Origin of the sequence: Natrinema sp. CBA1119, assembly GCF_002572525.1 — an archaeon.
GTDB lineage: Archaea > Halobacteriota > Halobacteria > Halobacteriales > Natrialbaceae > Natrinema.
In genome coordinates, this window is sequence record NZ_PDBS01000001.1 from 265,420 (window position 1) to 288,937 (window position 23,518).

Annotated in this window: 17 protein-coding genes and 1 pseudogene; 11 read left to right on the top strand and 7 right to left on the bottom strand. The window is 56.8% G+C overall.

Features of this window, described 5'->3' with window-relative positions; all coding sequences use genetic code 11:
* The first annotated feature begins 6 nt into the window (after positions 1 to 6).
* From CP556_RS01330 to CP556_RS01350, 5 genes are all read left to right on the top strand, one after another.
* Complete coding sequence (locus CP556_RS01330) at positions 7 to 2,247, top strand: VWA domain-containing protein (RefSeq protein WP_098723974.1); 2,241 nt, start codon at positions 7 to 9, stop codon at positions 2,245 to 2,247.
* 124 nt (positions 2,248 to 2,371) lie between these two features.
* A complete protein-coding gene (locus tag CP556_RS01335; RefSeq protein ID WP_098723975.1) occupies positions 2,372 to 3,199 on the top strand; it encodes an alpha/beta fold hydrolase in 828 nt (275 codons plus the stop codon).
* A gap of 234 nt (positions 3,200 to 3,433) precedes the next feature.
* Positions 3,434 to 4,087 carry a MaoC family dehydratase gene (locus CP556_RS01340; RefSeq protein WP_098723976.1) on the top strand — a complete coding sequence of 218 codons (654 nt, stop codon included), beginning with the start codon at positions 3,434 to 3,436 and terminating at the stop codon, positions 4,085 to 4,087.
* 267 nt (positions 4,088 to 4,354) lie between these two features.
* Positions 4,355 to 5,704, top strand: a complete 1,350-nt coding sequence (locus CP556_RS01345) for an outer membrane protein assembly factor BamB family protein (protein WP_098723977.1) — start codon at positions 4,355 to 4,357, stop codon at positions 5,702 to 5,704.
* Positions 5,705 to 5,845: 141 nt separating this feature from the next.
* The gene (locus tag CP556_RS01350) at positions 5,846 to 6,163 is read left to right on the top strand and encodes a hypothetical protein (RefSeq protein WP_098723978.1); all 318 of its coding nucleotides are present in this window, start codon (positions 5,846 to 5,848) and stop codon (positions 6,161 to 6,163) included.
* A 114-nt stretch (positions 6,164 to 6,277) separates the two neighbouring features.
* Here the strand turns inward: CP556_RS01350 and CP556_RS01355 are convergent.
* A pseudogene (locus CP556_RS01355) lies at positions 6,278 to 7,147 on the bottom strand (universal stress protein); the annotation flags it as partial.
* A gap of 281 nt (positions 7,148 to 7,428) precedes the next feature.
* Between CP556_RS01355 and CP556_RS01360 the strand changes: the two are divergent.
* Complete coding sequence (locus CP556_RS01360) at positions 7,429 to 8,439, top strand: tyrosine-type recombinase/integrase (protein ID WP_098723980.1); 1,011 nt, start codon at positions 7,429 to 7,431, stop codon at positions 8,437 to 8,439.
* Positions 8,440 to 8,710: 271 nt separating this feature from the next.
* On the opposite strand, the gene CP556_RS01365 is transcribed toward CP556_RS01360, so the two are convergent.
* Positions 8,711 to 10,093 (bottom strand): ATP-binding protein, encoded by a 1,383-nt coding sequence (locus CP556_RS01365; protein ID WP_098723981.1) that lies wholly within the window; start codon positions 10,091 to 10,093, stop codon positions 8,711 to 8,713.
* A gap of 244 nt (positions 10,094 to 10,337) precedes the next feature.
* Between CP556_RS01365 and CP556_RS01370 the strand changes: the two genes are divergently transcribed.
* Together CP556_RS01370 and CP556_RS01375 are read left to right on the top strand one after the other, a co-directional pair.
* A complete protein-coding gene (locus CP556_RS01370; protein WP_098723982.1) occupies positions 10,338 to 11,423 on the top strand; it encodes a hypothetical protein in 1,086 nt (361 codons plus the stop codon).
* Positions 11,424 to 11,467: 44 nt separating this feature from the next.
* A complete protein-coding gene (locus tag CP556_RS01375) occupies positions 11,468 to 12,379 on the top strand; it encodes a hypothetical protein (protein WP_141551612.1) in 912 nt (303 codons plus the stop codon).
* Between the two features lie 73 nt (positions 12,380 to 12,452).
* Here CP556_RS01375 and CP556_RS01380 read toward each other — a convergent pair whose 3' ends face one another.
* The 3 genes from CP556_RS01380 to CP556_RS01390 all read right to left on the bottom strand — a co-directional run bounded on the left by CP556_RS01380 (position 12,453) and on the right by CP556_RS01390 (position 16,472).
* On the bottom strand, positions 12,453 to 13,640 hold the full coding sequence (locus CP556_RS01380; RefSeq protein WP_176548089.1) for a DUF5797 family protein: 1,188 nt from the start codon (positions 13,638 to 13,640) through the stop codon (positions 12,453 to 12,455).
* Positions 13,641 to 13,737: 97 nt separating this feature from the next.
* Positions 13,738 to 15,987, bottom strand: coding sequence for a PAS domain S-box protein (locus tag CP556_RS01385; protein ID WP_098723985.1), 2,250 nt, complete (start codon positions 15,985 to 15,987; stop codon positions 13,738 to 13,740).
* Positions 15,988 to 16,226: 239 nt separating this feature from the next.
* Positions 16,227 to 16,472, bottom strand: coding sequence for a hypothetical protein (locus tag CP556_RS01390; protein ID WP_176548090.1), 246 nt, complete (start codon positions 16,470 to 16,472; stop codon positions 16,227 to 16,229).
* Positions 16,473 to 17,412: 940 nt separating this feature from the next.
* Here CP556_RS01390 and CP556_RS01395 point away from each other — a divergent pair.
* From CP556_RS01395 to CP556_RS01405, 3 genes are all read left to right on the top strand, one after another.
* The gene (locus CP556_RS01395) at positions 17,413 to 18,519 is read left to right on the top strand and encodes a tyrosine-type recombinase/integrase (protein ID WP_098723987.1); all 1,107 of its coding nucleotides are present in this window, start codon (positions 17,413 to 17,415) and stop codon (positions 18,517 to 18,519) included.
* Positions 18,520 to 18,542: 23 nt separating this feature from the next.
* Positions 18,543 to 19,097: a hypothetical protein gene (locus tag CP556_RS01400; RefSeq protein ID WP_098723988.1), complete on the top strand. Its 555-nt coding sequence runs from the start codon at positions 18,543 to 18,545 to the stop codon at positions 19,095 to 19,097.
* Positions 19,098 to 19,500: 403 nt separating this feature from the next.
* Entirely contained in the window at positions 19,501 to 20,520 is a 1,020-nt protein-coding gene (locus CP556_RS01405) for a hypothetical protein (protein WP_098723989.1), read from the top strand.
* A 56-nt stretch (positions 20,521 to 20,576) separates the two neighbouring features.
* Here CP556_RS01405 and CP556_RS01410 read toward each other — a convergent pair whose 3' ends face one another.
* Both CP556_RS01410 and CP556_RS01415 read right to left on the bottom strand, forming a co-directional pair.
* A complete protein-coding gene (locus tag CP556_RS01410) occupies positions 20,577 to 21,743 on the bottom strand; it encodes a hypothetical protein (RefSeq protein ID WP_098723990.1) in 1,167 nt (388 codons plus the stop codon).
* Complete coding sequence (locus tag CP556_RS01415) at positions 21,736 to 23,490, bottom strand: DEAD/DEAH box helicase (protein WP_098723991.1); 1,755 nt, start codon at positions 23,488 to 23,490, stop codon at positions 21,736 to 21,738. Before CP556_RS01415 ends, CP556_RS01410 begins: the two co-directional genes overlap by 8 nt.
* Between the last annotated feature and the right edge of the window lie 28 nt (positions 23,491 to 23,518).

The following is a 23,518-nucleotide window of genomic DNA, read 5'->3' on the forward strand; positions in this document are numbered from 1 at the left end:
GCAAGTATGGTTGCAAACGCCGGGGGCAAAAAGCTGTCGTCACTCCCCTTTCCGGCGATCGTCGGACAGGACGATCTGAAACGCGTGCTGCTGACTGTCGCGGCCAACGACGGCCTCGACGGGGCCCTGATCGTCGGCGAGAAGGGAACCGCGAAGTCGACCGCCGTTCGAGCGCTCGTGGATCTCCTCCCCGAGCAGCGGGCCGTCACCGACTGTCCGTACGGCTGTTCGCCCGACGACCCCGATCTGCAGTGCGATGAGTGCCGCGAACGCGACTCCAACGACCTACCGATCGAGACGCGACCGGTCCCGCTCGTCACCCTCCCGCTGGGCGCGACTCGAGACCGCGTCGTCGGCACCCTCTCGGTCGAAGACGCGCTGGCGGGCGAGGCGGATTTCGATCCCGGGCTGCTGGCTCGCGCGAACCGCGGCATCCTCTACGTCGACGAGGTCAACCTGCTGGACGACCACCTCGTCGACGTGATCCTCGACTCCGCCGCGAGCGGCGTCAACACCGTCGAGCGAGACGGTATCAGCGTCTCTCACCCCGCGAGCTTTACCCTGATCGGCACGATGAACCCCGAGGAGGGGGAGCTGCGGCCCCAACTGCGGGATCGATTCGCCCTCCAGACCACCGTCGAGGGCTGTCGGGAGATCGATGACCGCGTCGAAATCATCGACCGCGCGCTCGAGGCCGACGGCGGCGCTGGCGGCGCTCCCGGTCCGCGAACGGAGTACGCCGACGAGGTCGAGACGCTGCGCGACGACCTCGCCGCGGCCCGCGATCGCCTTTCGAGCGTCGATCTCCCGCCCGATTTCAAAGCGGAGATCGCCGAACTCTGCCTCGAGGCCGGCGTCGACGGCCACCGCGGTGACGTGGCGACGGCTCGAACCGCCATGACGCTGGCCGCGCTCGAGGGCCGAGAGACCGTCATCGAGCCCGATATCCACGAGGCCGCGACGTACGCGCTCCCTCACCGCCTCCGGAGCACCCCCTTCGAGGACGAACCGGAGCTCGACGACCTGCTCGAGGACCGATTCGACGAGGGGTCGCCGGACGAGGGAGAGGGTGACAGCGAGAGCGACGCGGACGACGGTGACAGCGAGGACGGAGCGGACGGCACGGACGAGGAAACTGAATCGGAACCCGGCGACGGGGACGAACGCGGAGACGGCGGCGAGGGCGACGGCGGCGCGGACGGCGACGGCGAGAGCGACGAGGAGGGTTCCGACGGCGACGAGTCCGGAACCGGTGAGGACTCGAGTCCCGAACGGCGACCCGACGACGGCGAGCGACCGGCGTCGGCGAACCAGTCGCCCGCTGAAGCCGGTGACGGCGAGTCGGACGACGATTCGAGCGAACAAGATTCGGAATCGGACGAGTCGTCCGAGGACGGCGGGGACGATGGGGACGACGAAACCGCCCAGCCACTGGTCCCCGGCCAGCAGCGGGCCGGCGTCGGCGAGGCGCGGGCACCGGACCTCGAGACGCCGACGGCCGAACGCGGCGGGAGCGCGACGGCGACGGGGTCGCGGGCGAGCACGGCACCGAGTACGGACAACCGGGGCGCTCGGGTCCGCACCGAGCCCGCCTCGGGCGAGGGGGCGATCGACGCCGCGGCGTCGGTCCGATCGGCCGCGTCCCGGGGCGAGTCCCGCATCGAGGAGCGGGACCTCCGGCAGTTCGTCCGCACCGGCGAGACGTCGGTGACGATCGTCTTCGCCGTCGACGCCAGCGCGTCGATGCGGCCGGCGATGCGAACCGCGAAAGGCGTCGTCCTCGAGCTATTGCGCGACAGTTACGAACACCGGGATCAGGTCTCGTTCGTCGCCTTCGCCGGCGAGGACGCCGACGTCTTGCTCCCGCCGACCGACAGCGTCTCGCTGGCCGCTCGCCACTTGAAGGACCTCCCCTCGGGCGATCGGACGCCGCTGCCGGCCGGCCTCGAGACCTCGAGACGCGTCCTCGAGCGTGCCGACACCGACGCCTCTGTCGTCGTCCTCGTCACCGACGGGCGAGCGAACGTCGCCGACGGGAGCCCGACCGAGGCGACGCGAACCGCGGCTCGAGCGCTCGCGGCGGGGGACACTCGAGTGATCGTCGTCGACGCCGGCGACGACTCCCGCGCCGGCCTCTCGGCACTCGTCGCGAGCGAAACCGACGGCGAACTGGTCGACCTCGCCACCCTGTCGGCCGACGCCGTCAGAACGGCCGCCGAGCGTGCGGCCGACGAGACGGAGCGATAGCGCAGTTCTCGAGAGGATCCCTCGAGCGACAGCAGTGAGAACGAACCAGCAATCCGTTTTGACCGACACTCGGAGCGTCGCATGCAACCCGGCGTTCTAAGAGCGAGCGGCCCCCAGTCGGTGTATGGCAGAACTCGAACTCGACGACGGGACCATCTGGTACGAGACGACCGGTGACGGGCCGCCGCTCGTGTTTGTCCACGGCGGCTGGATGGACGGGACGACCTGGGAGCCACAGATCGAACACTTCGCCGACGACTATCGGGTCGTCACGCTCGACGTGCGGGGCCACGGCAACACCGGCGTGACGGAGCCCGATGAGTACTCGATCGACCTCTTCACCGACGACCTCGAGGCACTGCTCTCGCGACTCGAGATCGAACGGCCAATCCTCTGTGGGCTCTCGCTGGGGTCGATGGTCGTTCAGGAGTATCTGGATCGCCATTCCGACGACGCGGCGGGCGCGATTCTGGGCGGAGCAGTACGGTCGATGCCACCCGTAGAAATGCCGTCGGGAGTGAAATCGTTCTGGTCGCCGATGCCCGCGCTGGCCACGTCGCTGTCGGTCTCGGGGTCGGCGGGGACCTTCCGCTCGATGCTGTATTCGATCCAGGCGACGACCGGTGAGCGATGGCTGTCGGTCGACCCCGAGACCAGGGCCGACGCGATCGATGACGTCGGCGACATCCCGTCGGCCGAGTTCCGGAAGATCTTCGACGCGCTCTACCGGTACGATCCGCCCGAGCTATCCGGCATCGAAACGCCGACGCTCGTCGTCCACGGCGAGCAAGAGGCTCCGCTGGTCAAGCGACAGGGTCGACAGATCGCCTCGGCCGTCGCCGACGGCACGCAACTCGAGCTCGCGGAGTCGGGACACCTGGTCAATCAGGATCGGCCGCGAGCGTTCAACGCGGCGGCGACCGACTTTCTCGAGGACCTCCCCGCTGCGTAGGCGGTCGCTCCCTCTCGAAACCGATTCGCCGGACCGCTCCGGTGAGTCGCTCGCACAGGGATACCGTCAGTCGCAGTCGACGCCGATCGCTGTCCGGAGTCGCCCATCAACGCTCACGAGAGTCACGGTTGGCGGCCCAACATGATTTGGCGATACCACGAAGGCAGCGACCGTGGTACGCACTTGCGGCATCGGCAGGTCACTCGAATGACACTCCGACCCAGAACCAGATCAATGAGTAGTCACTGTACGGACACCGACAGCGTCGACTCCGCTCCAGCAACTGAGCAGTGGGCCAATATCTCGAGACACGTCTTCAACAGCTACGTCGAGGCCAACAACGTCTTCCTCGCCGCGATGGGGTTGACACGTCCGAGCGAGGCATCCGCCACCCAACCGGACGTGGACACGACGACATCGACGCCGGCCGTCGAGGTCGCGTTCGGCGACGAGAACTGGGTCATGGAACGGTCGACCGACGACTTCGATACCCTCGGCGTCGGCGACTACGTCCGATTCACGAAACCGATTATGGACGCCGACGTCACGGCGTTCGCACAGGTTTCCGGCGATACGAACCGGCTCCACCTCGAGCCCGAGTTCGCCGAAGCCACCCAGTTCGGTGGCCGGATCGCCCACGGGACGCTCGTGGCCGGCACCATCAGCGCCGCGCTGGCCCGCCTGCCCGGGGTAACCGTCTACCTCTCGCAGGACCTCGAGTTCGCAGGGCCGGTCCGAATCGGCGAGACAGCCACCGCCGAGTGTGAGATCGTCGAGGATCTCGGCGGCGATCGCTACCGGCTGCACACCGCGGTCGTCGACGAGGACGATGAGACGGTCATCGACGGCGAAGCCGTCGTCATCATCAACGAACTGCCCGACGAGTGACGCGTCGCTCGAGGCGAGCGGACGAGTAGCGACAACGCCGGTCGCCCGTTTCGCAACCGAAACTTCGGACGCCGAGCGATATGAGCGACCGAGCGTTGGGACGACAGGATGGATAGCAGTCGCTCTCCGTTCGGATACAACCAGTGCGACGGACTCGGTTGATTTGGCGTCGAATGGTATATCCGGTTACAGTCGACGGCGTATCGGCACGGGGACTCGTCGCGAAGAACGCAAAGCTGGTACCCTTCGAGTGAGACCGTCGTGACGATGACAGACGATTCACGTGCCGTCGACGGGCGATTCGAGACGGCACACAGTCGGCGCCGAATACTCCAGGCCGTCGGCACTGCAACGGTTGCGACCGCCGGGATCGCGGGCTGTCTCGGGCAACGCGGTACGGACGAAATTCCACTGGCGAACACCGGACTCGAACAGACCGTTCCCGACGGCGTCGCCCAGTTCAGGCGCTCGCTCGAGCGGTGGGGGTACTATCCCGACGCCACGGTTCCCGACGAGGTCGAACGGGAGTGGCGGCTCGACCGACTCAATACGGGCTCCCACGGCGCCGCGAAGGCCAGCGCCGTCCCCTTACCGGACGGCGGTATTGTCTTCCCCGGCGATACGGGGTACCTCGTCGCGCTCGACGCCGACGGCACCGAGCGCTGGCGCACCGGGACGGACACCGACAGCCGCGGCATCCACGGAACCCCAGCGATCGCCGATGGCCGCGCGTACGTCGGTGCGTACGACGGCGTGCTCTACGCCATCGACCTCGAGACCGGCGACATCGAGTGGCGAAACGACCTCGGCGACGCCATCGGCTCGAGTCCGCTCTATCACGACGGCACCATCGTCATCGCCGTCGAATACTACGATCCCGAGGGCAACACGTTCGTGGTCGATGCCGAAGACGGATCGATCGTCTGGGAGGAGCCCGAGGGGCGGCCGACGGATCACCCGCACTCGACGCCGGCGATCGATCCCGACTCCGGCCATCTGGTCTGTGGATCGAACGACGGCAACCTGTACGGGTGGCGCTACTCCGACCTCTCCGACCTCGAGTTCGCCTGGTCGTTCGAGACCGAGGACCGAGACGACAACAACAGCGAGATCAAGGGACCGATCGCGACCTACGACGGCGGCGCCTACTTCGGCTCGTGGGATCACAACGTCTACCGGGTGAACCTCGAGGACGGCACCGAAGACTGGTCGTTCCAGACGGGGAACCTGGTGATGTCGGGGCCGGCGCTCGATCCCGAACTGGACACGGTCTTCATCGGGAGCCACGACGGCAACCTGTACGCGCTCGACGCGCAATCGGGCGAGCGACACTGGTCGTTCGAAACCGACCTCGCGATCACGGGCTGTCCGACCGTCTGCGACCAGCGGGTGCTCGTCGGCTCGAAGGACACGACGCTCTACGCGCTCGAGAAACGCACCGGCGAGCCGATCTGGGAGGTCGACAACGACGGCGTCGTCACGAGCACGCCGCGCGTGATCGACGGCGCCATCTACTACGCCGAACGCGCCCCGAACCCGCCGGAAGACGACGAAGACTCGTCCGACGAGGATATCGATACCGACGGTGGCGGCTACAAGCTCGTCGACGCCGAGTGAGCGATCGACTGGCGGCTACAGTCAGTGATCGGCTGACGGCGATAGTCTGCGATCGACCGATTCGACGACTGCGTTTCGAAGTCAGCCACGCGCGACTACCACCAGCATTAATACTACCACCACCACAATCAGTGGCCGAGAATGACCGATCGGCCGCCATCCCCATCGACACCGACTGCCGCGCCTGCGATCGCGAATACCGGACCCGAGGATCGCGTTCTCGCGACGACGACCCAGTTGACCGACTCGATCGAGACTGCGCTCGGCTGCCGGCTCGACGAAACGGTTCTCAAGGACCTCCTGCTCGAGTTGGACCGTCACGACTACGTCGACTGGGTGACGGTGTCTCGCGGTGGCGACCACGTGTGGGACCTCTCGGAGTCGGCTGATCGCATCGGTGACGCCATCGCCGCTGCTATCACCGAACAGGTCCGGTCGTGGCTCGACATCGACGAGTAACTCACCCCATCATATTGGAGACAGTGAGTAGGAGACGTGCCTCTTCCTGCGAGTTCATGCAATGGTCGCTTCACTCTCTACTTTACCGGGGGCGATTTCTCAACCTGAAAAAGTCTACTTTCCCAACCCGAATAGCCGCTCCCGAAAGGAACGTCTCGTTGGACGCTCGGCCAGTAGCACCGAACATTCCAGTTCGTTAACCACACCCACCACCAGTGACCCAGTCACCAAACGGGCCAACAGTCCTCGCTCGCTCGCTCCGATTATGACCATCGTCGCATCTCGGGCGGCCTGCTCGATAGCTGCTTCTACATCGCCGGACTCAACCCGAAGGGTTGCGTCCTCTAGGTCGTGCTTAGCGGCCCACTCTCGGAGGATAGATTCGCCCTCGTCCAAATCGTCGGCGACGTGTAGTAACGTCACCTCTGAGCCATGCTCCTGACGGAGCAGGGACGCGACTTCCGCACTGAGATCCGAGTCGGGACCGCCTGCAGTTGGTACCAGAACGTGTGCCGGATCGAACCCTCGATCTCGCAACACGAGGAAGTCGCATGGTGGATTTCCCGTGAGTTCATCGAGGCGTGTCTCGGCGCGGGCGTGGCCGTGTTCACCCCAGCCCATCACCACTATGTCGGCCCCGTAATTACGGGCCGTATCGAAAATTTGCTCAAAGCCACGGTGTGCGAAGATAGTGTGAGTCTCGATGTCAACGCCGAAGATATTTGCGTCCGAACGCGCACTTGCGAGAAGGTCCGCTGATTCATCGTCTCTCTCATCGACGTGACTGGCAGCTTGCTCGAGGGGCGTTTGATCGGGCACAGTTACGATGTGAACTGCTTCAACTACGCCGCCACGGTGTTTAGCGATAGTCGAGGCGAGTTTGATAAGGTCCTGTTCGTGTTCAGGATTGGACAGGGGAACCATCACGCGGTACTGTCCGCCGTCGGGCCGGATGATCGTTGAGACGGTATTATCGGGCATCTTACGAAGTCATCATCCTATTGGCAATAGGAGAATGACAAGGCTCACTGTCTTGGTTGTCTGTACCTGATGAAAACGTCCCACTACAGGCTGTTGGATTCTAATCAAGTCGCGAAAACATGGGCGCTGCAGGCATCGGTTCGACTCTCGAACACGAGAGTTTCAACCGGTTCCAGTCGTCCCCTGAGCGATCCTACTTCAACAGACCCAGTGGCGATACTGTTCGTTCTCTCATCCCGGGCCAGTCGATCGTCGGTGATCGGTTCGCCACCCGACTGGCAATTATGTCACTGGAACCAATCGACCCAGAGACGGCACTCGAACTGTACATAGCAGACAGAGAAAACGAGCTGACCGAAGCAACAATCTACTCGCACCGGTCGCGGCTCGGGCACTTCGTTCGCTGGTGCGACGAACAGGGTATCGGGAATCTCAACGATCTCACCGGTCGCCAACTTCACCGTTACCGACTGTGGCGGCGCGACGAAGGCGATCTCTCACTTGCCTCGGAGAAGACTCAGATGGACACCCTGCGAGTCTTCGTCCGATGGTTAGAGCAGGTGGATGGAGTTGAGCAGGACTTGAGCACGAAGGTTCGCTCCCCCTCACTGACGCCAGAGCAGAACACTCGGGATGTCATGCTTGATTCGGATCAGGCTACGAACGTACTGGCTCACCTCGAAAAGTACCAGTACGCGACGTTGGGACACGTCACAATCGCCTTACTGTGGCACACGATGATGCGCGTCGGAGCCGCGCACGCATTGGACCTTGGTGACTACCACCCAGACGAGCAGTACCTCGATGTCCGTCATCGCCCAGACCAGGGGACGGCAATCAAGAACAAGGAGGACGGGGAGCGACTCGTGGCACTGTCTGATCAGCTCTGTGAACTCCTGAATGACTGGATCGCCGACAAGCGCCCGGACGTAACGGATAACCAGGGACGAAAGCCGTTACTCGCGTCACGCCAAGGTCGAGCACACCGGACGACGCTACGCGGATATTGTTATCGGGCGACTCGACCATGCGAATACGGTGCCGAGTGTCCGCACGACCGCGATCCAAAAGACTGTGAAGCGACTGATCGGGACGCTGCGTCCAGCTGTCCATCGAGTGTGAGCCCGCACGCGATTCGTCGTGGGAGCATCACGCACTCACTCAACAACGAAATACCTGAAAACGCCGTTTCAGACAGAGCGAATGTCTCGAAAGTCGTGTTGGAACAGCACTACGACCGCCGGACAAAGCGCGAAAAGATGGAGCAACGGCGGGATTACCTGGATAACCTCTGACAGGCAGTACTACTGCGCTGTCCAGGGGTCAGACGATCTCATCAATTAATCCGTATCCATTTTTGAATCGGCCGCGATCTTCGAAGCCCTTCGCTGAGAGTGCGGCGACGACCCTCTCCCTGCATCAGTATCTGTGGTCATGACGAGCTCCGCACTACCGTTGCTCAAGCATTCGACGACGACACTCGGTCCTTCTCCGGGATTCTCGGTCTGTTACCCAGCCGGCATTGATGGCTGTTTTCAGAACTTTTCTTGTCAACGAACGGCGCTCTCAGGCGTGTTGTGTGACGTCGCGCAGGTCGAACACATGTAGGTCATCGCGTTCGGAGACCGCTTCCTGTACGGATTGTGTGACGCCGCTACGCGTGAACAATGCGTATTCCATCTTGGTGTCGCCAGTATCTGGAGTCCAGCGGATTTCCGCAGAATGGTCTTCGAGTGAGGCGAGCGCACTGTAGTCAAGGGGTGCGTTCGTGAACTTACACTCCCCGGCAACCACGGTTCCGTTTGTCGTGAATCCGACGACATCAACCTCATGCTCCTTGTACCACCAGCGGCCGATATCGAGGAACGTCTCCTCGGGAAACAGATTCGGCAGTGCATCCTGACAGAGCTTCTCGAATTCTTGGCTCACGAAGTCAGGAAGTTCTGGTTCGATAACCGCCTCGTAGGCGTCTTCACCCAAACGTTCGTATCGGTCTTCCTTGCCGTAGACGAAGCGGAACCAGAAGCGAAACAGGGGATCAAGGATCCGATAGCGTCCGCGGCGTGATTTCGCTTTCTCTTCGGTAATTGGAACCTCACGCTCGATGAGTCGGAGCCGTTCTAACTTCTGGGTGTACGTCGAAATCTGCTTCCCATCGATCCCTACTGCTTGCGCAATCTCGTTTGATGTCGTCTTCCCTGCAGCGATCGTAGTGAGGATCGCAAAGTACCGATTCGGGTCTGTGAGTTCTGTTCGGAGGACGTACTCTGGTTCATTGTGGAGATACCCCTTCTGAGAGAGTACTTCCTCAGTGAGAACGGCTCCGAGATCCTGATCAAGATTGACACCGTCAAGGTAGTACGGGACACCGCCGAAAATGCCCCACGTGAAAATCTGCTCTTCAGGCGAGTAGTCGTCCGGAAGGAACTCCTGTGCGGCTGCGAAATCGAGTGGTCGGAGGTCAAGTTTCTCGGTAAACCGCCCGTACAGTGGGCTGTTTCCAAGCAGAGTCGCTTCTTCCATCATGCTAATCGAGGATCCGACCAGAATGAGCGTACCCGAGGTGTTCTGGAAGCGTTGGTCCCACAGCCGCTGAATAACCGAAGGAAGGCTTTCGTCGGCATCGATGAGATAGGGGAATTCGTCAAGGACCACAATTCCGTCGTGGTCGCCGAGATACCCTAAGAGGGACTCCCAGTTCTGTTTGATCTCCGTTATCCCAGGAAACGTGTCGGCCGCAACATCGACGAACTCGTCAAGTTGTATCTGTGAAGTGGTCTCCGTGGCTTGGTAGACGACGGCGTCGTCCCGGTCGGAAAGCGAGTGCTGGACGAGCTGTGTCTTCCCGAGTCGTCGCCGACCAAAAATAACGACCATCTCGGCGTCGTCAGATTCGTAACATCCACGCAGCCGTGAGAGTTCCTGTTCCCGATCCACGAAGCGTTCCATGTGTCTACTCTCTCCCACTGGAGAATAATACTTCCGGATAGCCTATTTCAGAATAGGCTAACTCAGAATTGGCTATTTAATAATTCCTTCCCATGATATGCCCGGATGGATTGAGAACCAGCCGTAACTAATCTCTGTTAAACGGCCTGTTCCAATATCTTATTTTTCAATTATTCCCGAGTTGTGGAGGGCCTGTGTTTCCTCAACCCATGGTATCTTTACTGAGTTACTGAAACAAGACAGCATGCTTGACTCTACTGCCGCTGGCGACATTTCTGCGGTGCGTGAACACACTCACGAACTCATTGAGGATGCCGGTGACGCAGAGGAACCCGTACTCATCGAAGCACCTCCGAATAGCGGTAAAACAACAAACGCCGTCAAATTAGCACTCGAAGCAGAGAAGCCGGTCACGTATCTCGCACGCCGAATTGATCTGTATGAACAGGCCGAAGAGAAAGCAGAGGAACATGGTGAGATCCGGTATGAGCGAATTCCCGCACCCCAGCGTGATTGCGAGACATTCCTCGGAGAAAACGAGGGGTCCGCAGCAGATATTCAACGTCTCTATGAGAAGGGGTATTCAGGGCGGACGATTCACTTAAAATTCCAAGAGCAGGCTCCCTGTGGGATGGACTGCGACTATATGGAGAAGATGGAGACGATTGATGGGGAAACTGCGTCGATTGACCTCCTTATCGGGCATCATAGCCACTGTAAACGACGTCAGTACATCCAAGATCGGATTGTAATCATTGACGAATTCAACCCTGGACCATTTCTACAGCCTTTCCCTGGGGACAATTCAGATGTTATCGACAATCCCGGTGATATTGTCCCCAGCTTCCTTCACGCATTGGACGAGGGGGACACAGACTTCCCAACAAACGTCTACAATGATGTCACTGACCTGATTCAGAGACGAGACGGCCCCAAGGGCTGGCAGGAAGCAATCAACTGGTTCCAAGAGCATAAAGCGAGTCGTCGTGAGGCCCAGAACTCTGATCTCTTAGATCCTACACTTGAGAAGTATGATGATGTTCACGCCTATGCGCCGTTTCTTACGTTTAGCTTGCTCTGTATGGAGCGAATCGGTCCAGGGATTGACCTCGCTCCACCACCTGGTGGTTCACTTGACGAGATATGGCAAAGTGCAGACCTTGGACCTGCGACGAAATGCCTTCGAGATCGAAATACGGGAGAGATGTATGCTCTAATCCCCCAAATCTTTCCGAGGCAGAGCAGGTTATCGGTCTCGATGGGACACCTACCATTGACTTGTGGAATCTCCTCTTTGCACCAGAGGATGGGTTTGATCATCAGCAGGTAATTGACCGCGAGGATTTCCCAACGTATCTCCGTTCTGCGATGAACATGTCGCTCATCCAGATCGGTGATGGATGGTACCCATATGCGGCTGGAGATATTAGTGACTCAGACCCAGACCGGTTTGCTGCTGTTCAGGCGCTTGAAGAAGACCCATTCGCACTAATTTCGACAAAGCGAGCGTTAGAGAGGTATCAGAACAGAGGACTACTGGACACTTTCGTCAAACAAACTGATTCTGAGCGGGAGACCGACGATACCCGAGTGTCCGATAAACATCAGGCACTACATTATGCAACGGTCAAAAGCTCGAATGACTTCGAAACAGAATCCTTGGGGGTCGTCGCCGGCATGCCTCACCCAGGAGACGATCTTGTCCGTCTCTGGGCGGGGTTATGCGGCGAGGCAGTCGAAATAACACGTAGCGACGATGAGGACGTTGAGAAGTCATTCGGCGACCTTGGCGATAAGATCTACCAGTATTTCGCTCATGATCAAGTCGTACAGGCGGTACTCAGATTTGGTCGGGATCAAACCGTATTCGAAAACGGCGGTGCGACAGTCTATATTAGCACCTACGCGCTTCCAGACTGGTTCGATGTAGAGACTGAATTCAACGTTCAGTCGAAAGAGTTGGAAGGCGCAGTTCTCGTAAAACTATTCGAGGTATTTCAACAGGAGGACAATCCAGACCGAGCGCTACGGTCGATCACGAAAATCCACGAGCTGATCGATGAAGATAACCGGTTAATGGAAGATCCTAGCAAGAAAGGGGTGCGGAACGCGATTGAACGAGTTGTAGCAAAGGACTACGTGACTGTCGAACCTAACCGCGGAAAATACTCCGCTGATCTATACAGATGGGATGGCGACGGCGAAATCCTTCTGGCAAAAGATGGTACGACGCTACTTCACGTTCAAGACGACATTCACGTGATCCAGTTAGAGGGAGAGTGGTAATTCCATTCCGACAATCCAAGTCAGCCGATCTCTCCTACTAAGAATTCTGGCGCAGGTCAGTAAGAGAGATTCGTTATCCAACTATCTGTGTCGCTTCTTCCGTCGGTTCAATACGACTGTTTTCGTTCCGACGGTAGTAATCGTCCAGGTGTTGTGAAAGGTACTGCCACGCCTCTTTCCCAGTCTCGAACCCCCACTCTGAAGCGAGGTCTCCATTCGACGTCGGTGCCAACCGGATAATATCTGCTACTCGCTCCCGTTCCTGCTCCGAGAGCTCACCCCCTACCGGAGATTCCGAATTTAATAAGCTAGTGTCATCATCCGTTGCTCCATCAGTCGTTGATGTCGAGGTCTCCTGTGACTTAGAACCATCCTGCGTAGATTGTGAACTGCTGCCCATGGCCTGCGCCGAAGTGTCCTCTGTAGACGCCAGCGCTTGCAACGGTGTTCCGTCTGGGATCTCGTCCATCAGTTCCTGCGCAATAAGTGAAAGCATCTGTTGCCGTCGCTCCGGCGTAACCGAGAACTCATATCGAATCTTTTCCTTCACAACCCCATCGGTCTGATGACCCTCAAACACACTATGGGTATAGGACATCCGCTGAAGATCCACCTCTCCTGGAAGGTTTGGGGCGACCGTGATCCCGAGCGTCCATGATTTTGGTTCGAGTTTAGTGTAGTTGGTCGAAAACTGTGGAGACAGTTTCGTGTCACGCGGGTCTACGTTGGGTGGGATATCGGCCTCTGTTGATGCCAAATCATGGGTCGGTGAATACGTTTGCCCGTCACTCCCGACGAATTTCGTTTTGCTGATTCCATTCCATTTCTGTACGTACTCGGAGGTGTTCTCGATTCGAGTCACACAGAGAAATCGGTTCTCAGTCTGGATAGAATCAACCTCGTGTGGCCAAGCAAGTGGTTCGATGTCGGTTCGGAACAGTCCGACAAGGGAAACGCGCAGTGGCCCCTTCTCGATTGTTAAACCATCCGCGAGCGTGCCCTCTATCGACGCTGCACTCACAGGTGTGCCGAGTGCCGCAAGTCCACGGGCAAATCCGCTGAACGTACTGGTACCGTCCGTGGAACCAGCAGTTGGATCACCGTTCTGGATCTGCTCGTACGCATCTTGGATCTCTTGAAAACGCTCTTGGCTCCCGCCCTGATCTGGGTGATGTTCCTTTACCAGTGCTCGATATGCAGCTTCGACCACGATCTCACTCGCATTTTTTGTTATTCCGAGGACATCGTACGGATTGGGCATACGCACAAATGCGAGTCTGGCAAGAAATCCATTTCCCTTAGAGGGTGTCATAGAACGGTTGGCACACCCAAGTTGCTGATTGATGGAGACAGCAGCCCTATTCAGTAACTGCTTCTACGCCGTGAATCTCGAACCTGGCCCCGTTCGTGGTACTATCCGTGACACGAATCTGCCAGTCGTGGGCTGCAACAATCTGTTTGACGATGCTCAATCCGAACCCAGTGCCATCCTCACTTGTTGAGTAGCCAGCTCTAAGGACATCTTCACGCTTGTCGGCCGGGATTCCTTGCCCATCGTCCTCAACGTAGAATCCATCATCGAGTGCACCGACCGTTACGGTGACGTCTTCACCACCGTGGTCGATAGCGTTACGAATCAGATTCTCAAACAGCTGTTTGAGCCGACTTTTATCTGCCCGAACGGTGCGGTCGGTGTCGGTGATAAGCGTGGCAGCACCCGTCTCAACGGTTGCCCAACACTCCTCTACCAGTGGATCGAGCGCGACCAGATCGAAATCCGTAACGGCGTCTCCCTCTCGTGCTAACGATAGGAGTTCATCTATCAGCGTCCGCATGCGCTCGTGGGCTTGTTCAATTGAGTCCAAATGTTCACTGTCGCACTCCGTCGCCGCCAGCTCCAAACGCCCTTCGGCAACGGTGAGCGGATTCCGAAGATCGTGACTGACGATACTGGCGAACTCTTCGAGTCGGTCGTTTTGCTCGGTGAGTTCTCGCTCACGGGCACGGAGCTGCTCGGTTCGTTCTAACTGTTCAAGCGCTGTCGCCAGTCCGCCGGCCAGAATCTCACCCAGGAGTGCGTCCTGTTCGTCGAAGGTCTCTGGGGACGATGACCCGGCGAGCAAAACCCCGTATTTACCGAGTGGCAAGATAAGCTCGCTCCGAATCGGCGTGGCTGGATTATACCGGTCCGGATCCTCGTGAACATCATCAACAGAGAGTGTCTCCCCGCGTTGATAAACCCGCCACGCAATACTGTCACCACCCGCAAATGTGGGTGGCTCGCCAATAAGATCGTATACGGCGTCGGTGGATGCCACCGGAACGAGCCCGTCGGCAACATCGTCGTACAGATGGATTGAATTCGCTTCTAATTCCAGAAGATCTCTCATCGTCTCCACACCGATCTCGGCGACCTCTTCCCGCGTGTCCGCACTCATCAACTCCTGGGTGACCCGATTCAACGCTTCGAGTTGCCGTTCACGGGTCTTCCACTCATCAACATCGAGGTGAATGCCGACCGCACGGATTGGCTCACCGTCGTCATCTCGCTCAACGATTTTGCCGAGATCCCGAATCCACTTCCACTCACCATCAGCAGTTCGCATTCGGTGTTCGGTGTCGTAGTAGTCCGTTTGCTGCTGGCGATGAGCCTCAAGGGCAGCCGTCACGTCATCAAGATCGTCCGGATGAACCCGCGACTCCCATGTGTGGAGGTGTGGTTCGAGTTCGTCAAGCGTGTAGCCGAGCATCTCGGCCCACTGCTCGTTGAACTCGACTTCATCGGTCGTCATGTCCCAATCCCACACGCCGAGGTTCGCGCCTTCGATTGCGAGTTCGAGACGTTCCTTGAGCCTCTCGATTTCTTCAATCCGCTGCGTTCGCTCAGTGATGTCCCGCGAGACGACCATAAATCGGTCACCATCTCCCACCGGGAGGCGAGTAAGGTGAACTTCGACCGGAAACCGTGTTCCGTCATGCGTCTCGAACTCCGTTTCGATTCGTTTCCGATCTCCAACGTCCATTCCATCCCAAATGGCCTGTAATTCGTCTGAGTCGATTTCCTGATCGATGTCCCAGACTTTCTGCCCGACAATCTCGTCTTTTGGTTGGTTGAACGCCTCGCAGAATTGCTGGTTGACATCAACGATAGTCCCATCAGTGGTATGAATATCGATCATATCAGGGGAGCTTTCGAAGAGGGCTTCGAGACGGGCTGTGGTCTGTTTGAGACGGTTCTCACGCTCTTTGGTTTCCGTAATGTCGCGCACACTCACGACGTATCCGCCAATCGCGGTCGCCGTTTGGTTACTCCCTCTGGTCTCAAGCCAGATCCATGAGTCATCCTTGTGCCGGTAGCGAAATTCATCGGTAACAACCTCATCGTCTTCAGCGTCGAGGATTTCAGCGAACGTCTCACGAACTTTCTGTTGATCGTCGGGATGGACGTGTTCGAATACCTGATTACCGACACGCTCAGCAGGCGGATACCCGGTAATACGCTGTACAGACGGGCTTTCGTACAGAATATCGCCTGACTCACCCACGATGAGAATCCCATTAGAGAGATGCCTGACGAGTTCCTGGTATTTCTCTTTCGGCAACTCCATTATTGTAATCTCTTAATCACTAACCGGCAAAGAACCCTTGTATTCCATACGCAGTTCTATCTACCGGAATATTCAGCGAACAACGAGCGTTAGAAAACACTTGTGAATAGTTCTATGACACTCTTTTCCCTTATCCAAAAGGGGCTCATCTCCCAAGGACGATATTTACCGATTAACCCTCGCAAACGGGCCAGAACCAAGGATAGAATGCAGGGTATTCTAGAAAAACACAACATTAGTTAGACGGTCTTTGACATCTGACCGTCCGCCCAAACCGATTCCTCATAAATATCAACCACTACCTCCACCGACTCCGGCAGACCGCCCACGTCCACCATTACGATGATAGGATAGACTCGTTCCACCTCCTCGCTCACGATTGCCAACATCTCCTGCTGATTTTCCGTCAACCGAACTCGATTTCCGCTCGATACCGCCTTCACCTCCACCGCGTAGTACGCCAGCAGATCTGTCGTCGGATCCAACTCCTCTCTCGAACGTGACGGACTCGGTGCCCCCTCCAGTGGAGCCAGTGCCTTCGCCACTAGGATATCGTCAGGTATCCAGCCTTGCGAATACCCCCAGTCACCGTCTTCCGGCAACGTAACACCCTAAGTGAGTTTCCTTTGTCAGACTCCGACTCTTCGAATGAATTCGGACGTCGTCTTTGCTATACTCCTCATTCTCAGGTTGGTCTGTCGCGTGTGCCGTAATTGTCTCCTCAAGCCGCTCCGGAAACCCGCCGTGCCGCCCTGCAATCATCTCTGCAATCAATCCTACGTCCATTCTCGATAGGTCGTACGTAACCATTGGCTCTGGTTTGTCCTTTCCCGTCAGCCGCTTTGTATTGGACGGTTCAGGGGATAGTCATTTGCCACTATCTACCATGCTAACCCTTTCAATCCAGCGTACATTTGACCTACTACCATCGATAAGACAACCTAAGTCTATGATTATTGGTTAGAGGGGCCTGCTCTCCACATCTAACCTCCTGGCTTCCTGATCAGTAGAACACTCCTCCTCTAGCTTCGATTGGAATTGGCATTCAGATCCAGTGAAAGGAGCATCTCTGTTTTACGGAATCCACAGCCAGGGAGTGATCAGCTCACGCTCCGCCAGCTCCGTCACCGTATGGGCGGCCCGCGCTGATTGCGCTGGCCGCCCAATCGTAGATCACCATACCGGTTGAGAGTGTAGCGGCTGTTCAGGCCGTTGTTGTACGGATCTACGGAATGCCTGGCCGCTCTGCGTGTTGCCCGTAGGTGCGCATGAGGGCAACACAATGCCCAGAACAGGAAATCAAATCCACGAAGGAATCGCCTTTGAAGAACAGCACAATCCTCGAACCAGATATCTCCCCGCTCACCCTCAGCAGTGTTCTCACCGAGTGATTGAGAGAGACCGTAGCCAGCGAGGTGATAAGCGATGAGCAGCAAGGATGACGATCCGAATGATCGACGAGTCGGTTCGGATCCCAACAGGTCGAACAATACTCGTGGAGATCCCAGATCAACCAATCTGAAGCCGATCTCGCCAGCAGAGGCCGTTGAATGGTATCTTCACCGACGTCGTAATGAACTCGCCTCTTCGTCATTGAAGACACATCGTTCCAGTCTCCGTCATTTCACGAAGTGGACAGAGCAGGTCGGCATCGAAAACCTCAACGAGCTAGATGGTCGTGCGATCCAGCGCTACCTCACTTGGCGTGCCGAAGAAGCTCCAACGAGTGTTGATCACTTAGCTCCTAAGTCAGAGAAGACGCAGATCGACATCACTCGGAAATTCGTTGAGTACTGCGAAACGATCGATGCTGTCCGAGTCGGGCTCCATGAGCAGATTCTCCCATTCCGCGTCAAGGAAGCTGACGAAGTCCGCGACGAGATGCTGGATATGGGACGGATCTCGGAGATTCACAATTACCTGGAGACGTATCACTACGCATCCAGGGATCATATCATCTGGACGCTGCTCGCCGAATCAGGATTCCGGATTGGCGCTCTCCGCTCATTGGACGTTCAGGACTTCGATCCAGACAATCGGACGCTTCGACTCCGTTATCGGCCAGAATCGGAGACATCGCTCAAGAACGACCGTGGGAGCGAGCGGCTCGTTGGCTTGATCCGAGACGGGACGGTCGAAGCCCTTCAGGCGTACATCGATGATCAGCGCGTCTCAGCCACTGATGAGTACGGTCGTGAGCCCTTGCTCACGACCCGCAACGGAAGAGTTGCTAGATCAACGATCCGGAAGTCCGTTTATCGGTGGAGTTGCCCACAGGCGCTCGGAGACGAGTGTGATCACGATGATTCGATGACGTCATCTGACGCGTGGCGATGCGGGAACAACGCCTGTCCGCACATGGTTCGTGCCGGTGTGATCACGTATCTCCTCCGGGAGGACGTCCCAATCGACTACGTCTCTGATCGTTGTGATGTCAGCCCATCCGTGATTCGGACGCACTACGATGGTCGTAGTGAGTCCGAGCGCATGGAAGCCCGAAGTCAGGCAATTGCAGAGCAGCTCGCTAACTAACCCCGGTTTTCGAATTCATAGACATGACAGAGTTCCACGACGCAGATAGCATCGGCACTGATAGTAATAGACACGTCCTCCCATCGGGCCCAGAGATCTACTCTCATGAACATCAGGAGGTGGATCGACGACAACTCTTGTGCATCGATGGCCTGACGGCGTACGAAGTCTTCTTGGAATGCCAGTCGGATGGTTGCTCCGAAGAAGCGAGCCTCATCTTCGCAGAAGGGGATTTCCCAGATTCGCCAGAAGAAGTAGACGATCTGATGTACGACGTGTATCGATGGTTCCGCGAGAATGCTGCTGATCTGGTACCGTATAAGGAGGATGCTTCGCTATATATCGCAACCTACGTCCTGATCGCTGGTGAGGAGAACGATCGTAGTTTGTTACGATCCCGAATTGCCCTGTTCCTTGCTGCCGATGAGGGATATCAAGATGGGGATCACAGTCGCCTCCCGAAAAAGAAGGGGGAGCTCCTACGTACTGTGAAACAACAAACACGGGACGCAATCCAGGCTCTTGGATCGGGACAGAATCCTGCCCTCAACCAGCTTCACCGAGAGATGGAGGGATAAATCGAATTAGGCTACCGTCTTCACAGCTTCAATTCCAAATTCCGGCCGCAGGGGTTCGCCCAGACATGGGCGGGTGGAGGCTTTCCTCCATGACACCAGTTCGAAGACACGACCGGAGAGGTATCGAATTAGAACAACTCATTCTCGAAGAGAGACTTATCAAATCCGCTCTCAGAATTTCTTTTTCGCGCCGATCAGGGATCCCACTACAGGGGGAGAGCATTCGGCAGTCGCGTCGGACTGCTAGAACCATTCATGACGCCGATCTACGAGAGCAACTGACCGACCACGTTGCCGAAGTGCTACAGACACTACTACTGTCTGTAACCAATTGCATACATCATCATCGTATCTATCAGATCATCATCAGTTGGTTCCCGCAGCTTGATGCGGGGTGGTCTGTGTGAGCGGTGAGACCAATCGCGTGAGATTGAATCTCCGTATCGACGAAGACGTGAAACGGAATTTCAACAACGCAATCAAGGCCAAGTTCGGAAAGTGCCGGCCATATGCCGGTATCGAGTTGGAACGGGAGTTCCGATACTTCCTCCACCAGGGAGAACTCGCGGATCTACAAGACGCAGTTGATGACCTCACGGACACCTTGGGTGGTTCAGAAAGCAAAGAAAAAACTCGTGAGGTTAATCGAGGAGAGACAGTCGTTGCTTCCCACCGAATCGAAGAAAACGTTCGTACAGCCCTGATATCGGCTTCTCAAGACGATTATCGTTCCGCCGGTGAACTAGCAGAGGCGATTATGTACGGATACATCACCGACGGTAGCGTAATCGAACGGGTAACACAGACGCTTCAGAGGATCTCGGAGGAGTCTCAACCGGATGTCGATAATTCGATGGGGGCGAAAGAACGTCGTACCAACACGATCGTTAACGAACTCGGACGACCTAAAGAGGGAGGATTCACTCTCGATGATCTCGATCAGGCTATCGAGGCTGCCAAAGGTATCAGTGCTAGCGACTACACTCGTGAGCAGTATCTCCCCAGAGTGCTTGATGAATTGGATTTCACGTGGCATCCGAATAACTCAAAGTTATACGTTAATCCGGAAGGGTTAGAGCTCACGGATCCACGAGATCCGACTAAAAAGCCGTTGATGCTTATGGATCGAGATGACAAGCGGCTAGCTATCAAGGTTGCTGCGTACCGCTCCGATGATACCACCTCAATAAAAGCGGCCTTCAGCATTCCCGATGCAGTTGACCTATTCAAAGGTCAAATACGGAAAAGTACGATCCGGCAATTGATGCGAGAAATCGCTGAGTCCTCACCAGGATACGAATACAACCAAGATCGGGAAACACTGGGAGTTGATGTGAAAAGGGTGAAACGCCACGATCTGGAGAATGAGGACCTACTAAAGATCGAGGGTGATGAGTTAATTCTCATGGGAGACGATGCTTAAGGTTCGCTGAGAGGTCTCCGTTTGTCGATGAATTCGATGATTTTGCTGTACCGACTCTAGTCGTTAGAGGAACTGCAGGCTCTACATCGAAGAGAGTCTTTGATGGTATTCAGTGGATTCTCTACGCTCAACACACTATCACATGAAGAACACTGGACGGTGTCCATAGTCCCGATCCCGCTCCCATATCCGAGCGTCACCGTTCGGGAAACTCCCTGCTCAGCCAGTTCGATATCGATCTCTCCCCGTTCGTACTCTACCTGTGTTACCGTGAGGGGAGCCACTCGAATATCCAACGCATGCCGCTTTCGGATCTCATCCTGCTTCTGGGGAAACCCCTGGTCTCGTCGTTCGTGCAGAGCACGCAATTCCGAATCGACATCTTCATACTCAGCTTTTGCCTCTTTCCGTTTCTTCAGTGCCTCCACGCGATCGTCCTGATCACCGCCATTGATCGATTCACTCAACTCATCGATCTTCGAAGACAGCTTAGAACGTTCCTCCTCCAGCTCTTGGATCCGTTGTTGTTGCAGTTGGCGGTACTCTTCGACCTCTGCGTCCGCTGCTCTGGATGCCTCATTATGGACCTCCTCAATCTCGTTCTGGATGCTCTTCATCAGCTGATCCTGGGCTGTGTTAAGCAGTGATCGTGCGTCTGTCTCCGACAATGACGATTGCGTGGTAGTGGGAGAGCCGTTCGTGGTTATCGACGTCATATGAAGAAACGTCTCTTCCAACGCTGGAAGTCTCTGCTCCGAGCGATGGTCGATAGCAATGGCGCGAAGGAGCTCTTGTTGGTACTCACTGACGGTTTCGATACTCACCTCGAAGAGAACCACAATCGCTGTGCGGTCGTAATACGGAGTGAACTGGGCCTCCTTGACTTCGACGTCACCTTCTTTGATCCACTGGGGGATTTCCACATCGTCCCAATCGGCTTCTATCGATAGTTTCCCGGTGGGATGGCGCTCAGTTGCCTCTCTGAGGATCCGCTGAAAAAACTCACTCTCTGGATGAAGAGACTCTCCGGTAGCATCTTCGTCTCTGTCTGCGCCACAAAGCAACGATAGGCTTCCCGCCGGCAATTCCGTATCCTCATTGTCTGGGATCGTAACTTCCCAGGTGTCCCCTCGTTTCTCAATGGTGCCACCGAGTGACTCCAAGTAGCCTTCGGTGAATATCTCAACGAGAGACTGCGTGACCGCGAGTGCTGCCTCAGTCATCGCTTTCTCCCAGGTCGAATCCTTCGAAGACTCCGTTGTTGAACTCCTCCAGTTTGTCCGCAAGTTCACGTTGTTCCTGCAGATCAACGGCCATCGCATCGAAATCGTTCTCCAGATCGACCTCTGAACCAGCATTAACCAGTCGCTCGAAAATCTGGTCCTCAAAGCTCGTACCAGACTCTTCTAACCGACTCAAGATCGCACTTAGCTCGCCCACGCTCTGTTGGAACAGGTCGATTTTGTGGTAGAGCCGTTCTAAAACGTACTCTTCGACCGTATCTTTCAGTGCCATGTTAAAGATGAATACGTCTCGTTTCTGCCCGATTCGATGTACGCGTCCAATACGTTGTTCGACGCGCATCGGGTTCCACGGCAAGTCTAAATTGACTAATATGTTACAAAACTGTAAGTTACGGCCTTCACTCATTGAGTCGGTTGAAACGAGGATCCCACCCTCATCCTCGAAGTCCTCAATGATTTGTTCCTTCTCGCTACTGGAGTGTCCACCGTGAAACGCGTGTACCGTGTACCCCTCCGTAGTGAGCCTATCGAGAATCTGCTGTTGAGTTGCTCGGAACTGCGTGAAGACGATGACTCTCCCCATCTCGACGTTGTCACGGGCTTCTTCGACAATGTCCAGGAGTCGTTCCTGTTTGGTCACCGTATCGATCTCATCAATCAAATCTAAGATGGACTCCAGTTCGTCCGCGTGCGTGAGCTCCGACTGGTCGTAGAGTCGCTTCTCGATAGTCTGCTTGAGCGCGACCGGGCTGCTGACGACCTCCTTCTGTAAGAGCATCAGTACGAGCTTCTGGCCCTGGTCTTGGCTGTAGGCACCTTTCACATAGTCAGAGACCGCCTGATAGAGTTCACGTTCCTTCGGAGTTGGATCGAACGTCCGTGTGTCGATAGTCCGGTCGGTGAAGTCGATGTCCGTGTCCTCCCGTCGGTTCCGGATCATGACTCTGTTCAGGCGGTCCTGAAGTTCGTCTCGGTTCACCAGCGTCTCCTGATTACTGTTCACGAAGTACTGGTGGAAGACGTCGCGTGTGCCGAACAGTCCGGGACGGAGAAGCGAGACGACGTTATACAGGTCCGTTAGTTCGTTCTGGATCGGCGTCGCCGTGAGGAAGAACGCGTAATTATACGAAAGTCGGTTGATCAGGTCGTATCGATCCGTCTCTTCGTTCTTGACGTAGTGCGCCTCGTCAAGAACCAGAACGTCCCAGTCACGGTCGAGAACCGTCTGACGGTGTCTCTCACTCTTCGCGGTGTCGATGCTCGCAATGATGTAGTCATGTGTGTCGAAGTCCTCGAATTCATCGTCGTAGTTGCAGACGAATTCAAGGCCGAACTTCTCACGGAGTTCAGCCTGCCACTGTTTCGCCAGCTGCGCAGGCGTGAGAATGAGGACCGACTCGTCCGTCTCTCGAAAGTGCATCTCCTTGAGAATCATCCCAACTTCGATGGTCTTCCCCAGCCCGACCTCGTCAGCGAGAAGGGCCTTCCCGTCCATTTCGAAGAGGGCCCGATAGGCTGCGTCCACCTGATGTTCCAGTAGCTTGACGGAGTTTTCGTCCAACTCTTTCAGCGACCGAAGTTCGGAGTCCGGCTGGCCCGCTTGGAGACGAAGAGCTTGGATGCTCTGTAAATGATCCTCCTCTGCACCATCCTCAGACAATGAATCGAGAAGATCGTCCGCAGACTCGTGTGTGACCTCAACATCAACGAGGTCGTAACTTCCCATAGTCTCGTAGAGACAGGTTCGCGTGAAA